Source organism: Nocardia pseudobrasiliensis NBRC 108224 (assembly GCF_001613105.1).
GTDB lineage: Bacteria > Actinomycetota > Actinomycetes > Mycobacteriales > Mycobacteriaceae > Nocardia > Nocardia pseudobrasiliensis.
Window position 1 is genome coordinate 1 of sequence record NZ_BDBS01000016.1, and the last position, 13,293, is coordinate 13,293.

Sequence of the window (13,293 nt, forward strand, 5' to 3'; positions counted from 1 at the left end):
GCTCCCGTCGGCTGGCAGTCCCGCTCCCGGCGGCCCACTGTCCTGTTCCCGGCGGCCCACCGTCCCGCTCCCGGCGGCCCACATCCCATTTCCGGCGGCCAACAATTCCATTCTCGGCGGCCAACATTCCTTTCCCTGTCGTTCCGGCACGCTTTTCGCCGGAACGACAGGGATCGCCTCACAACTCGGGTTTGACCATGCGGGCGATGAGGCGGCGGAAGAGGTTGGGGGCGAAGCGGCGGGCCAGGACCATGGCGTGTGCGTCGCCGGGGAAGACGTAGACCGGCACCTTGCGCTTGGCGAGGGTTTTCTCGACGGTATCGATGACCTTCTCCGGCGACATGCCGCTGCGCCCGGCCAGCACGCGCGGATCCGAGGCGCGGATATCGTCGAGGAAGTGGGTTTCCACATGCGGCGGGCAGACGCACAGCAGTCGCACATTGGAGCCGAGGAGTTCCTGGGCCAGCGAATCGACATAGCCGACCACCGCGAATTTCGATGCGGCATAGGCGGCCAGGCCGGGCGAGGCGAACCAGCCCGCCATCGAGGCGAACAGCACCACCGTGCCGGATCCGGCATCGCGCATGGCCGGTATGACGGCCTGGCACAGATTGACCGTACCGATGTAATTGGTGTTGATCAGCCGCTGCATCTCCGAAACATCTTGCGACAGAGCCGATCCCACGCGCGCGTAACCAGCGGAATGCACCAGGTGCTCGATCGGCCCCAGCTCGCCGCGTACCTTCTCCACGACCGCCCGCACCGCGGCGGTATCGGAGACGTCGCAGGCATAGGTCCGCATATTCGGTGAGCGCCTGGCGGTTTCGGCCAAGCCGGTCTCGTTCAGATCCACCGCGGCGACGCGGTAGCCCGCGGCGGCCAGCCGCTGCGCGGCGATGCGACCCATACCGCTGGCCGCGCCGGTCACCAGTGCTGTCTTGGTCATGAAACCTCCTGAGCGTCCTCGAATCTCATGCGCAGCAGGCCGATTCGAGTACTGAACAGCGCACGACCCGGCAGGCCGAGCGCACGCATCTCGTCGGCCACCGGATGGTCGCCGAGTTGGATCCGGGCCCCGCCCGGGCGGCCGCGCACGGCCCCGGGGTTCATCACCCAGGGTGTGCGGCGCAGGACGCCCTCGAGACTCGTATAGGCGTCGACGGACGCGCCGCCGAGTCCGGATGGCAGCGGTATGCCGGCCCCGACCCGCAGGGCAACCACCAGCCGATCCTCGAGCCGCACCTCGCATCGATGCCCGAGGCCCGCCCGGGTGATCCGAATATCGGCCAGCTCCTTGGGAAATCCCCAGATCTGCCGACCGGCCGCACAGGTGAAACTCTGATTCACCGGCAGCCAATGGATGTACGCACCGACCCCGTGGCCGGGACGTCGGGCCAGCAGCGCGAAGGCGAACTCGTGGTATGGGCCGAGATCACCGTCGACATAGCGGACGAACGCCATCGAGCATATGGCGCGGCCGGCCAATTGCACCGGCTCCAACCCCCTGTCCGCCAGCAGCCGTCGCGCCGCCGCCGCGTCGACGGCGAACATCGCCGAACAGGCATCCGCACGCCGGATCTCCACCGGCATCCGAACCTTTTCCCCGAGCACAGCATGCACCGCCGACACCTCCCAAGTAGAACACGTTCTCGTTTCTTCACCTACGATTTTCTGGACGGGTCCCGTTCACCGGGAACCCCGTCCGCCCAGCTCAGCTCACTCGATGGTCGGGCTCGCGGTCCGCGACATAGGCCCGCGCCCAGCGATAGTCGGGTTTACCGCTGGGCGTCCGCCCGACCCGTTCGGCCACCCAGATCCGCCGCGGCAGTTTGTATCCGGCCAGATGCGCGCGCACATGCCGTTCCAGATCGGCGAAATCCACCGAACCCGAATCGTTTCCGGAGACGATCGCCGCGACCTGCTGCCCCCAGCGCTCGTGCGCCACGCCGATCACGATCGCGTCGTACACCCCCGCGTACGCCTTGACCACGGCCTCGACCTCTTCGGTGAAAACCTTCTCCCCACCGGTATTGACGACCATATCGCCTCGGCCCAGCAGCGTGACCGATCCGTCCGGCTCCACCCGCGCCCGATCATCGGTCACCACCATCCGAACCCCGTCGACGGTACGAAACAGCCGATCGGACCGGGCCTGATCCTTGTAGTATCCCAGCGGCACCGATCCGGTCTTGGCGATCCAGCCCTGCTCGCCGGGCCCCACGGGACGGCCGTCGTCGTCCACGACCACCGCGCCGCGCCCGGTCGCGACCCGCGGCCCCCGCGTGACATCGTCATCCTTGGACGCGAATCCGATGCCGCCGAAACCGGTTTCGGAGGATCCGATCGAATCGGTGAGGACGACTCCCGGAAACAGTTCCAGCAGTTCGTTCTTCACCGACTGGGACAGCAGCGCCGCACCGGAGCCGATGGCCACCAGCGACGACGCGTCCGCCGGGCGCTCCCGGTACGCGTCCAGCAGCGGCCGGGCCATGGCGTCGCCGGTGATGACCAGAATATTCGCCCTCTCCCGCGCCACGGCCCGCCAGATCCGGGCAGGCTCGAATTTCGGCTCGAACAGCACGGTTTGGCCCGACCAGAGCGCGGTGAAGGTCGGCATCATGGCGGCGGCGTGGATGAGCGGCGGCAGGACGAACCAGCGACTCGGCGGGGTCTGCGCGCCGATGCGGGACTGCTGATACTCATCGGCCACCGGCTCACCGGTGTAGAAGTCGATCCCGCCCCCGAGCACCCGCCACATATCCTCCTGCCGCCACATGACGCCCTTGGGCAGGCCGGTGGTGCCGCCGGTGTACATCATGAAAAGATCGTCGGCACTACGCTGGCCCGAATACCTTTGCGCACAGCCACTTTCGACAGCGGTCTCATACGGCACGGAACCGTCGCACCGTTCATCGGTCCCGTCCTCGACCACCATCGCGTACCGCACCGACGGCACCGCCGCGCGAACCCGATCCACCGCGGGACCGTAGCGTCGGTGATGGATCACCGCCGTGAGATCGGCATTGTCGTAGACGTAGCGCAACTCCTCGACGCCGTAGCGATAGTTCACATTGATCGGCACCGCCCGCAGCTTGAAGCAGGCGATCAGCGTTTCCATGGTCTCTATGCCGTTGTGCATCTGAAAACCGATATGCGAGCCCGCGCCGAATCCGGCCGCGGCCAGATGCCCGGCCAGCGCGTCGGCCCGAGTATCCAACTGCCGGAAGGTCATCCTTCGCTCGCCCTCGACAATGGCGAGCCGCTCGGGCATGGCATCGACGGCGTGCTCGAACAGGTCGGCGAAATTGTTCGACATGGTCGGCTCCTGGGATCTACACGACGGTCAGCGGCAGCGATCGGCGAACGCCGAAGGCGAAATCCGCGCCGGTGCTGAGGCGGGTGATGATGACCTCGGACGCCTGCGGGAAAGGTGCAGGGGCCCTGAGGATTTCGAAGACGATCCCGCCCTCGTCCACCGCCCGCACCCGCGCATAACGGTGCGGATCGACGCCCTGCACGATGGCGTTCAGCGGTTCCGGATGCTCGGCATCGATCAGCGCGGGCCAGCCGCCGTCGGCCACCCCGGGACAGTCGCGAGGCAGTCGCAACACCACGGCGTCCCCCTTCACCGCGACATCGATCGCGCTGTACGACAGGGGATTCCACGCCGGATGCAACCGCAGCACCCGGGCCAGATCCCGCGGCCCGTCGCCGAGTCGCAACGCGGCGCGCACCCGCTGCGCGGTCAGCCCCGCGATGCCGATGAACTGCTTGCGGGCGATCGCGGTCGCCCGGCCGGCGTCGGTCCGCGCGCCGAGAGCGATCAGGAAGCCGAGGGTGAGCAGATGCTGTTGCAGGCATACCTCGTCGGCGAGGCGCACGAGCGCAGATTTCGAGAAATCCGCGAAGCACAGATCGCTCAGCAGCGGCCCGGCATAGTCGGACAGCCCCGCATCCGCCGGATCGATCGGATCGAGTTCGATTCGCGCGGCATGGGTTTCGGCGATACGCGCGGCATGTTCGGGTGGTTGCGGCGGCGTGTGTGCGGGATCGATGACCACGGTCCACGCGCAGACGGGTGTGCGATCGGCGGGGCGGCGGGGCGGGCGATGGACAGGACGCACCCGGGCATGCGGATTGGTGGCCAGCGCGGTCGCGTCGAAGGTCGGATCCTCGATGGTGTGGCACATCGCCACCACGAAGTCCTCCCCCATCGGCTCCACATCGGCCAGTGCGCCACAGTGGTCGAGCCGGAATTCGCCATGATCGTGATCGTCCACGCGGAAGCGGAAATCCATGAACTGCGGCGGCGCTCCGATATCGAGCTGCAAGCCTTTGAAGATGGTCGCCACGCCGTCACCGGGAATGTTCAGGGCCGCGCGCATGCGCCGGGTGTACACCGGGCTGGCCAGCTGCCACTCCTCGATGGCGATCGCGGTCATACCCTCGCGCCCGAAGGCCGCGATCGACTGCGCCATTCCGGAGCGATCGATGAGATGTCCGCACAGCAGCAGTTCCGGAACGAGCACCGCCAGCTCGGCCCGGGTCAGCTCGGCGAAGCGACTGGACACGACGATCACCACATCGGAACGGGTGATTCACCGAGGCGGTACCAGCCCGGCAGCGGTTCGCCGGATATGGACCGCTCGATGCGTTTGCGCATACCCGGGGTGAGTGCGTCGGCGGCGATCATCTCCGCGAACAGCGCCGATACATTGCCGAAGTCGAAAAAGTCGCGCTGCCAGGACCATTGGAGGTCGCCGCCATAGCGGAACCAGCTGCCGCCGATACCCGCCGGACTGTAGGGGCGGCCGTCGGGGCGGGTCGCGGAACCGATCTGTTTCCAGAAGCCGATCACGCTGCCGGCGCGATCGTCGACGACGAATTCCTGATACGGATAGGTCCAGCCCTCGAGTCCGGACATCTCCTGTCCGAGGGCAAGTTCGCGAATCTCCGCGCGCCCCACGGCCATGAACTCCTGGGCCGGACCGTAGTTCCAGCCGTAGGTGGCGTCCTCGGTGTACATCGCGGCCAGCGGACGCCAATCGCCCTGGGCCTCACAGGTTTTGTTCGCCTCGACCCAGCGCCGCACCATCTCGTCGAGTTCGTCGCGATCGGTCACGACTGATCCTCCACGAGAGACAGGGCCTGGGTGGGGCAGTAGCGGATCGCGGCCCGCGCCGCGTCCAGATCGTCGCCGGGTTCGGCGCGCAGAATTCGCACCGTCCCGTGTCTGGGCACCTCGAACAGTGCCGGTGCCTCGTCCTGACAGACGGCATGTCCCTGACACAGTTGCTCGTCCACGACTACACGCATTGTCATTCCCCTTCCAGTGGCGCTTCGGGCTGCACCTCGACCAGCACCAGATGCGCACCGCGCGGCGTCGACACCACCGCGAGCACCGCGGCGGCGATATCGTCGGCGCGCAGGAAATGCGGATGCCGGGCGAAGCCCCAGCGCGCCCAGTTGTCGAGCAGCGGACCGATCACCTCCGGCGTGGCGGTCATACCCATTCCGGTCAGCGTCTGCCCGGGGCGTACCACCGAGGCGCGAACGCCGGTGCCCTCCAACTCCATTCGCAACTGCCGGGCCAGAGCTTCCACGCCGATCTTGGCGGCGTTGTAGGCGCCCGTACCGGGCCGCGGGCGGTCGGCGCAGTCCGAGCCGATCACCACGAAATCACCGCGGCGGCGCTCGATCATCGACGGCAGGATCCGGTGCGCGAGCCGCTGCGCACCCAGCAGATGCACGTCGATCTGGTTCAGGAATCGGCCCGGATCCATCTCCCAGACCGTGCCGAATTCCAGGTCGCCCGCACCGGATACGACGATTTCCAGCGGCCCGAGCGCGGATTCGGCGGCGGTCACGAATTCCTCGACCGACGCGCTGTCGCCCACATCCAGCCGCCCCGCGAATGCCTCGCCCCCGTCGGCCCGGATCTTCTCCGCCAGCGACTCGCAGATCCCCACCCGGCGCGCGCCCAGCGCCACGGGATGTCCGGCCGCCGCGAGCGCCTGTGCCGTGGCCGCGCCGATACCGGAGGACGCCCCGGCGATCAGAGCGGGCCTGCGATCGGGATGCGCGGGGAATTTCGACATCAACGCACCTCCACCGCAATGGGCAGCCGGGCGAAGCCGCGCACATTGGTGGAGTGCACGCGCTCGATACCGTCGGTGTCGACCTCATAGGACCGCACGCGAGAGGTGAACTCCCGCAGGGCGATCGACGCCTCCAGCCGGGCCAGATGCGCGCCCAGGCAGAAGTGCACACCGCGACCGAAACTCACCAGTCCGCCCTTGTCGGTGCGCTCGATGTCGTAGATCTGCGGTCGGGCGAATACCGCCTCGTCGCGATTGGCCGAGCCGACCAGCAGCAGCACCTTGTCCCCCGCCGGAATCGTGCCGCCGTGCAGCTCGATGTCCACCGCGGCGGTGCGGGCCAGGATCTGGGTCGAGGTGTCGTAGCGCAGCGTCTCCTCGACCCAGTCGGCGATCAGATCGGGGTCGGCGGCCGCCTTCGCGTACTGCGCGGGATTGATCGCGGCCCAATACAGGGCATTGCCAAGCAGTTTCGTGGTGGTCTCATTGCCCGCGATCACCATGAGGAACAGGAAGCCGAGGATCTCGTCGTCGGACAGCCGGTCGCCGTCGGATTCCGCGTCCAGCAGCGCGGAGGTGAGATCGGCGGTGCGAGCGCGACGGCGCTGGGCGATCATATCCGCGTAGTAGCCGATCAGTCGCAGCGAGGCGTCCATCGCGGCGACCGGCACATCGAGGACGCCGTCCTCGCGGTGTACGACCAGATCGGCCAACCGCCTGATCTCGGCCCGGTCCGCCTCGGGCACGCCCATCAGCTCGGAGATGACATCCATCGGCAGCCGCCCGGCCAGCTCCTCGATCCAATCGAATCTCCCCTGGGCCAGTGCGGGTTCCAGATACTGGCGGGTCGATGCCGCTATGCGATCGGACATCTCGGTGACCCGTCGCGGCGTGAACCCCCGAAACACCAACTGCCGCAACCGCAGATGCCGCGGATCGTCCATGGCCAGGAAGGACATGGTTCGGTGCGCGCGCGGCCCCCAGGCTGCGGGATCCAGCGAAACCCCGTTCGCACTGGACAGCCGGGCACTGTCTCGGAACCCGGCCGTCACATCGGTATGCCGCGACAGCGCCCAGAATCCCAGCTCCGGATTGTGGTACAGCGGAGCCTCGGCGCGCAGCCGCTCGTAGACGGGATACGGGTCGTCGTGGAAGCCGTAATCGTACGGGTCGAATGAGAACGAGTTCAGCCTGCCGGATTCCGTTCCGGAAGACACCGAGCTGGACATGTGTCTGGACGGTACCACCACCGCCCCAGCCCCGATAGCCCTTCGGGCAAAATCCCCGAAAGAACGAGGATTCAAGGCAAAAATTGAAACAAGTTATTGCGCCTTTACCCGGGCTCTACATATAGTCCGTACACGTGTCCGGACAGCATGGGAGCTACCGATGAGCAGGCTCGTCACGACCGCGGGCTCACCGCTGTTGATCGGCGGGAAACTGACGCCGGGCGGCGCGGGCGTCTTCACCACGATGAATCCGGCGACCGGCGAGGCGCTCGGCTCGGCCGCCAATGCCGATGCCGCGGATATGGACGCGGCCGTCGCCGCCGCGCGCACCGCCTTCGACGAGACCGGATGGGCCGCCGAACCGACCGTCCGCGCGAATTGCCTGCGGCAGTTGCGCGACGCGCTGCGCGGGCACCTCGAGGAGCTGCGCGAGATCACCATCGCCGAGGCGGGCGCGCCCCGCATGCTCACCAGCGGACCTCAGCTGGAGGCGCCGATCGGCGATCTCGGCTACTTCGCCGATCTGGCCGAAACCTACCGCTGGGAAACCGATCTCGGCACCGCGACGCCCATGGGCATCAAATCCGGCCGCATCCTGCGCCGGGAGCCGATCGGCGTGGTCGGGGCCATCACCCCGTGGAACTTCCCGCATCAGATCAACTTCGCCAAACTCGGCCCCGCCCTGGCCGCGGGCAATACGGTCGTGCTCAAACCCGCGCCCGACACCCCGTGGTGCGCGGCCCTGGTGGGCAAGGTCATCGCCGAGGAGACCGATATTCCGGCGGGCGTGGTGAATATCGTGACCTCCGACGATCACGGGTTGGGCAGCCAACTGGTGACCGATCCGCGGGTGGACATGATCTCGTTCACCGGATCCACCGCCACCGGGCGCAACGTAATGGCCGGGGCCGCGGCATCTTTGAAGAAGGTTTTCCTCGAACTCGGCGGCAAGTCGGCGTTCATCGTGCTCGACGATGCCGATATCGTCGCCGCGGCCCGCTACGCCGCGTTCTCGGTCTGCGTCCACGCCGGGCAGGGCTGCGCGCTCACGACCCGGCTGCTGGTTCCGCACGCCGCCTACGAACAGGCCGTCACCGCCGCCGCGGGGACCATGGCGGGCATCGTGCCCGGCGATCCGAACAAATCCGGAACCATCTGCGGCCCGGTCATTTCCGAGCGTCAGCGCGCGCGGATCGAGCGCTATCTCGATATCGCGCGCGCCGAGGGCGGCCGGATCGTCGTCGGCGGCGGTCGGCCGCGGCGTGCGGGCGGCTTCTATGTCGAGCCGACGCTGATCGCCGATCTGCCCAACACCTCGACCGTGGCCCGCGAGGAGATCTTCGGCCCGGTGCTGGTGGTGATCCCCTACGACGGCGACGCCGAGGCCGTGCGGCTGGCCAATGATTCGCCCTACGGTCTGTCCGGCGCGGTGTGGGGTACCGATCCCGAGCGCATCCGGCGGGTGGCGCGCGGGGTGCGCACCGGCACGCTCAGCGTCAACGGCGGCATCTGGTACGCGGCCGACGCGCCGTTCGGCGGCTACAAGCAGTCCGGGGTCGGGCGCGAGCTCGGCGTGGCCGGATTCGAGGAATACACCGAAACCAAGCTGATCGCGACGGCCGAATAGGAGTTCCGCCATGGCACGCTTCACCGGACGATCGGCGATCGTCACCGGCGCCGCCCAGGGGATCGGCGCGGCCTATGCCCGGGCGTTGGCGGCCGAGGGGGCGAAAGTCGTAGTCGCCGACCTGAATTCGGACAAGGGCGAACAGGTCGCGAAACAGATCGCCGCGGACGGCGGAACCGCCGCCTTCCATCGGGTCGACGTGGCCGACCCCGAATCCGCCACGGCCCTGGTCGAATTCACCGTCGAGCAATTCGGCGGGATCGATCATCTGGTCAACAACGCCGCCATCTACGGCGAGATGAAACTCGATCTGCTGCTGACCGTGCCGTGGGACTACTACAAGAAGTTCATGAGCGTCAATCTCGACGGCGCGCTCAATATGACCCGCGCGGTCTGGCCGACCATGACCAAGGGCGGCGGCTCGATCGTCAATCAGTCCTCCACCGCGGCCTGGCTGTACTCGGGGTTCTACGGCCTGGCCAAGGCCGGAATCAACGGCCTCACCCAGCAGTTGGCCCACGAACTCGGCGGTTCGGGCATCCGCGTCAACGCCATCGCCCCCGGGCCGATCGATACCGAGGCCACCAAAACCGTCACTCCCGGCGGCATCGTCGAGGATATGGTCGCACGACTTCCTTTGAAACGCATGGGAACTCCCGGCGATCTGGTCGGCGCGTGCCTGTATCTGCTCTCCGACGAGGCGAGTTGGGTGACCGGGCATATTCTCAATGTCGACGGCGGACAGATCTTCCGCTCATGAGTGCCGGGACAGTCGGATTCATCGGACTGGGCAGTATGGGCGCGCCCATGGCCGAGCGATTGCTCACCTGGCCCGGCGGGCTGGTGGTGTGTGATACCCGACCGGAGGTGCTCGGTCCGTTCGTCGCGGCCGGGGCCGAATCGGTGGATTCGGCCGCCCGGGTCGCCGAGCGCGCGAGCGTCGTCTCCGTGGCCGTCGTCGACGACGCGCAGGTGCGGGCGGTGGTCGGGGAGATCCTGTCGGCGGCGAAGCCGGGTACGGTCGTCGCGGTGCATTCGACCATCAGCGACGAGACGGCCGTGGCGGTGGCCGCCGAATGCGCCTCGGCGGGCGTGGAATTCGTCGATGCCCCGATCAGCGGCGGCGCGCCCGCCGCACAGCGCGGCGCACTGGCGGTGATGGTCGGCGGCAGCGCGACAGCCTTCGAGCGGGTGCGCGAACCGTTCGGGCACTTCGCCGATCTCATCGTGCATGCCGGTACGGTCGGCGATGGTACTCGAATGAAGCTGGCCCGCAATCTATTGCATTTCGTCAGCTTCACCGCGGCCGCCGAGGCGCAGCGCCTGGCCGAGGCCTCCGGACTGGATATCACCGTGCTGGGCAAGGTGGTTCGCCATTCCGACGCGATCACCGGCGGCCCGGGCGCGATCATGCTGCGCGACACCACCGCACCGATCGAGTCCGGCGATTTCTGGCTGCCGATCCTGTCCCATGTCCGCGATCTCGGTGAGAAGGATCTGTCGCTGGCCCTCGCGCTCGGCGAGCGGCTCGGACTCGAATTGCCTCTGGCCCGAATGGCTCTCGGCGGACTCGGCGCGGGCCTCGGTGTCGGGGCGGGCGCGATCGCGAAGGAGCGACCATGACCACCGAACGCAGACGGCGCGGCCTGGCCAAGATGAGCGAGGTCTACGGCTGGGAGTTCAGCGACGGTCCGGGCGAGCATTTCGCCGTCACCGCCGACCACCTGTTCGCCGACATCTGGTCGCGGCCCGGCCTGTCCATTCGCGACCGCCGCCTGCTGCTGCTCGGCGCGTTGTCCGCGCAGGGATTGTTCGACATCGCCGAGATCCAGATCGGCGCGGCCCTGCACAACGAGGAACTGACCGAGGACCAACTGCGCGAGATCGCGCTGTTCCTGTGCCACTACATCGGCTGGCCCGCCGGCACGAAATTCGACGGCGTGGTGGGAAAGGTTGTGGCACAGGCCAAGAAGAGGAGCAACGGATCATGACCGAAACCACCACGGTGCGTCCGCTTCGGGCGGACGCCGTCACCGGCTGGGATTTCGAGGCCGACGTGGTGATCGCCGGATACGGCGTCGCGGGCGCCGCGGCGGCCATCGAGGCGGCCCGCGCCGGCGCCGAGGTACTGGTCCTCGAGCGCACCGGCGGGTGGGGCGGCGCGGCCGCGATGTCGGGCGGATTCATCTATCTCGGCGGCGGCACCCCGCTGCAGAAGGCGCTCGGCTTCGAGGACACCCCCGAGAATATGGAGAAGTTCCTGCTCGCCGCGCTCGGCCCGGGCGCGGATCGGGCCAAGATCCACGACTACTGCCAGGGCAGTGTCGAGCACTATCACTGGCTGGTGGCCCAGGGCGTGCCGTTCAAGGAGGAGTTCTGGGGCGAGCCGGGCTGGGAGCCGCCCGCCGATCAGGGCCTGATGTATTCCGGCGGCGAGAACTCCGCACCGCTCAACACCATCGCCACCCCGGCCCCGCGCGGACATCTGCCGCAGATGCAGAACAAGGTCACCGGTGAGAAGGGCGGCGGCTACATGCTGATGAAGCCGCTCACCGATACCGCCGAATCCCTCGGTGTGCGAGCCGAATACGACATTCGCATCCAACGCCTGATCGTCGACGACACCGATCGCGTCGTCGGCGTCGCCGCGAAGCGCTACGGCAAACCGGTGCATATCCGCGCCCGCCGCGGCGTCGTGCTGGCCACCGGCAGCTTCGCCTACAACCAGCAGATGGTCGAGACCTACGCCCCGCGTCTGATCAACCGCCCGGTGGCCTCGATCGAGGAGCACGACGGCATCGGGATCCGGGTCGCGCAGGCCCTGGGCGCGCAGCTGGCGCATATGGACGCCGCCGAGGTCGCGTTCTTCGCCGATCCGCAGATGGTCGCGCGCGGCATCCTGGTCAACGGTCTCGGGCAGCGCTACATCCCCGAGGACACCTACGGCGGCCGGATCGGACAGGCCACGCTCAACGATCAGGACAACAAGGCGTATCTCATCATCGATGAGCAGGCCCTCGAGGCCGCCAACGCCACCACCAGCACCGTGCACTTCTTCCGCCAGCAACCGCCCGCCTCGGTCGGCGAGACCGTCGCCGAGGTGGAGGACGAAATCGGTTTGCCAGCGGGCACATTGGTGAGCACGGTCGAGCTCTACAACCGGCATGCGGCCGAGGGCGTGGACCCGCTGCTGGGCAAGAAGCCGGAATGGGTCAAGCCGATCGGCACCCCGCTGGCCGCGTTCGATCTGTGCAACCACACCGGCGGTTTCACCCTCGGCGGCCTGAAGACCGATCTCGATTCGCGAGTGCTGCACGTATCCGGCGAGCCGATTCCCGGCCTCTACGCCGCGGGCCGCTGCACCTCCGGCATCTGCGCCGGCGGTTACGCCAGCGGCGCGTCCCTCGGTGACGGCAGTTTCTACGGACGCCGCGCGGGTGTCGCCGCGGCCCGACAGGATTGAAGGGAATACGGGCCCATGCGATTCGGCATCGTCCTGTTCACCAGCGACCGCGGCATCACCCCCGCCGCGGCCGCCCGGGCCGCCGAGGAGCGCGGCTTCGCCTCGTTCTACGTGCCCGAGCACACCCACATCCCGGTGAAACGGGAAGCGGCCCATCCGGTGACCGGTGATGCCAGCCTGCCCGACGACCGCTATATGCGCACCCTCGATCCGTGGGTGGCGCTCTCGACCGCCGCGGCAGTGACCGAACGCATCGAATTGGCTACGGCGGTAGCCCTTCCCACCGAACACGATCCGATCACCCTCGCCAAGACGATCGCCACCCTGGACCATCTGTCGGGCGGCCGGGTCACCATCGGGGCCGGATTCGGTTGGAACACCGACGAACTCGCCGATCACGGCATCCCGGGCGGCAAGCGGCGCACCGCGCTGCGCGAATACCTCGAGGCCATGCGCGCGCTGTGGACCCTGGAGGAGGCCAGCTACGCCGGTCAGTTCGTGAACTTCGGACCGAGCTGGGCGTGGCCGAAACCGGTGCAGGCCGAGGTGCCCGTGCTCATCGGAACCGCCGGAACCGAACAGGGTTTCCGCTGGATCGCCCGGCATACCGACGGCTGGATCACCACGCCCTACGAGAACGATCTGTTGTTGAAGCGCCTCGGACTGCTCGCCGAGATCTGGCGTGCCGAGGGTCGTACCGGCGCACCGCGGGTGGTCGCGCTGGACGGTAAACCCGATGCCGCGCGACTGGCCGAATGGGAGGCCGCCGGTGTCACCGACGCGCTCTACGGCCTGCCGGACAAGTCCGAGCCCGAGGTGCTGGCCTATCTGGACCGGCTCGCGGCCAAACTGGGCCTGACCGGCGGAGAGTGAGAT

Annotated in this window: 14 protein-coding genes; 6 read left to right on the top strand and 8 right to left on the bottom strand. The window is 67.9% G+C overall.

The annotated features are described in order from the left end of the window. Positions 1 to 178: 178 nt before the first annotated feature. The 8 genes from NP4_RS14835 to NP4_RS14870 form a co-directional block, all read right to left on the bottom strand. The gene (locus tag NP4_RS14835) at positions 179 to 946 is read right to left on the bottom strand and encodes an SDR family NAD(P)-dependent oxidoreductase (protein ID WP_067998015.1); all 768 of its coding nucleotides are present in this window, start codon (positions 944 to 946) and stop codon (positions 179 to 181) included. Continuing rightward, positions 943 to 1,620: an acetoacetate decarboxylase family protein gene (locus tag NP4_RS14840; RefSeq protein ID WP_373863837.1), complete on the bottom strand. Its 678-nt coding sequence runs from the start codon at positions 1,618 to 1,620 to the stop codon at positions 943 to 945. Before NP4_RS14840 ends, NP4_RS14835 begins: the two co-directional genes overlap by 4 nt. 91 nt (positions 1,621 to 1,711) lie before the next feature. Next, the gene (locus NP4_RS14845; protein ID WP_067998018.1) at positions 1,712 to 3,316 is read right to left on the bottom strand and encodes an acyl-CoA synthetase; all 1,605 of its coding nucleotides are present in this window, start codon (positions 3,314 to 3,316) and stop codon (positions 1,712 to 1,714) included. Between the two features lie 16 nt (positions 3,317 to 3,332). Next, on the bottom strand, positions 3,333 to 4,577 hold the full coding sequence (locus NP4_RS14850) for a hypothetical protein (RefSeq protein ID WP_174556133.1): 1,245 nt from the start codon (positions 4,575 to 4,577) through the stop codon (positions 3,333 to 3,335). After that, positions 4,577 to 5,095 (bottom strand): Cif family virulence factor, encoded by a 519-nt coding sequence (locus NP4_RS14855; RefSeq protein ID WP_067998179.1) that lies wholly within the window; start codon positions 5,093 to 5,095, stop codon positions 4,577 to 4,579. Before NP4_RS14855 ends, NP4_RS14850 begins: the two co-directional genes overlap by 1 nt. Positions 5,096 to 5,118: 23 nt before the next feature. After that, positions 5,119 to 5,316 carry a ferredoxin gene (locus NP4_RS14860; protein WP_067998023.1) on the bottom strand — a complete coding sequence of 66 codons (198 nt, stop codon included), beginning with the start codon at positions 5,314 to 5,316 and terminating at the stop codon, positions 5,119 to 5,121. A 2-nt stretch (positions 5,317 to 5,318) separates the two neighbouring features. Then, positions 5,319 to 6,098 carry an SDR family oxidoreductase gene (locus NP4_RS14865; RefSeq protein ID WP_067998026.1) on the bottom strand — a complete coding sequence of 260 codons (780 nt, stop codon included), beginning with the start codon at positions 6,096 to 6,098 and terminating at the stop codon, positions 5,319 to 5,321. Further along, positions 6,098 to 7,327, bottom strand: a complete 1,230-nt coding sequence (locus NP4_RS14870; protein WP_067998028.1) for a cytochrome P450 — start codon at positions 7,325 to 7,327, stop codon at positions 6,098 to 6,100. The genes NP4_RS14865 and NP4_RS14870 overlap by 1 nt, the downstream gene beginning before the upstream one ends. A gap of 160 nt (positions 7,328 to 7,487) precedes the next feature. On the opposite strand from NP4_RS14870, the gene NP4_RS14875 reads away from it, so the two are divergent. The 6 genes from NP4_RS14875 to NP4_RS14900 are packed head-to-tail and all read left to right on the top strand — an operon-like array spanning position 7,488 to position 13,290. Further along, positions 7,488 to 8,954, top strand: a complete 1,467-nt coding sequence (locus tag NP4_RS14875; RefSeq protein ID WP_067998031.1) for an aldehyde dehydrogenase — start codon at positions 7,488 to 7,490, stop codon at positions 8,952 to 8,954. 10 nt (positions 8,955 to 8,964) lie between these two features. Then, positions 8,965 to 9,714, top strand: coding sequence for an SDR family oxidoreductase (locus tag NP4_RS14880; RefSeq protein ID WP_067998034.1), 750 nt, complete (start codon positions 8,965 to 8,967; stop codon positions 9,712 to 9,714). Further along, the gene (locus tag NP4_RS14885; protein WP_067998037.1) at positions 9,711 to 10,577 is read left to right on the top strand and encodes an NAD(P)-dependent oxidoreductase; all 867 of its coding nucleotides are present in this window, start codon (positions 9,711 to 9,713) and stop codon (positions 10,575 to 10,577) included. Before NP4_RS14880 ends, NP4_RS14885 begins: the two co-directional genes overlap by 4 nt. Beyond that, complete coding sequence (locus tag NP4_RS14890; protein WP_067998040.1) at positions 10,574 to 10,945, top strand: carboxymuconolactone decarboxylase family protein; 372 nt, start codon at positions 10,574 to 10,576, stop codon at positions 10,943 to 10,945. The genes NP4_RS14885 and NP4_RS14890 overlap by 4 nt, the downstream gene beginning before the upstream one ends. Then, entirely contained in the window at positions 10,942 to 12,417 is a 1,476-nt protein-coding gene (locus NP4_RS14895; protein WP_067998045.1) for an FAD-dependent oxidoreductase, read from the top strand. The genes NP4_RS14890 and NP4_RS14895 overlap by 4 nt, the downstream gene beginning before the upstream one ends. A 15-nt stretch (positions 12,418 to 12,432) precedes the next feature. Further along, positions 12,433 to 13,290, top strand: a complete 858-nt coding sequence (locus NP4_RS14900; protein ID WP_067998048.1) for an LLM class F420-dependent oxidoreductase — start codon at positions 12,433 to 12,435, stop codon at positions 13,288 to 13,290. The last annotated feature ends 3 nt before the right edge of the window (positions 13,291 to 13,293 follow it).

Coding starts and splice junctions, on each gene's coding strand:
- NP4_RS14835 (WP_067998015.1), bottom strand. CDS start 946: ATGACCAAGACAGCACTGGTGACCGGCGCGGCCAGCGGTATGGGTCGC.
- NP4_RS14845 (WP_067998018.1), bottom strand. CDS start 3,316: ATGTCGAACAATTTCGCCGACCTGTTCGAGCACGCCGTCGATGCCATG.
- NP4_RS14855 (WP_067998179.1), bottom strand. CDS start 5,095: ATGGTGCGGCGCTGGGTCGAGGCGAACAAAACCTGTGAGGCCCAGGGC.
- NP4_RS14860 (WP_067998023.1), bottom strand. CDS start 5,316: ATGCGTGTAGTCGTGGACGAGCAACTGTGTCAGGGACATGCCGTCTGT.
- NP4_RS14865 (WP_067998026.1), bottom strand. CDS start 6,098: ATGTCGAAATTCCCCGCGCATCCCGATCGCAGGCCCGCTCTGATCGCC.
- NP4_RS14870 (WP_067998028.1), bottom strand. CDS start 7,327: ATGTCCAGCTCGGTGTCTTCCGGAACGGAATCCGGCAGGCTGAACTCG.
- NP4_RS14875 (WP_067998031.1), top strand. CDS start 7,488: ATGAGCAGGCTCGTCACGACCGCGGGCTCACCGCTGTTGATCGGCGGG.
- NP4_RS14880 (WP_067998034.1), top strand. CDS start 8,965: ATGGCACGCTTCACCGGACGATCGGCGATCGTCACCGGCGCCGCCCAG.
- NP4_RS14885 (WP_067998037.1), top strand. CDS start 9,711: ATGAGTGCCGGGACAGTCGGATTCATCGGACTGGGCAGTATGGGCGCG.
- NP4_RS14890 (WP_067998040.1), top strand. CDS start 10,574: ATGACCACCGAACGCAGACGGCGCGGCCTGGCCAAGATGAGCGAGGTC.
- NP4_RS14895 (WP_067998045.1), top strand. CDS start 10,942: ATGACCGAAACCACCACGGTGCGTCCGCTTCGGGCGGACGCCGTCACC.
- NP4_RS14900 (WP_067998048.1), top strand. CDS start 12,433: ATGCGATTCGGCATCGTCCTGTTCACCAGCGACCGCGGCATCACCCCC.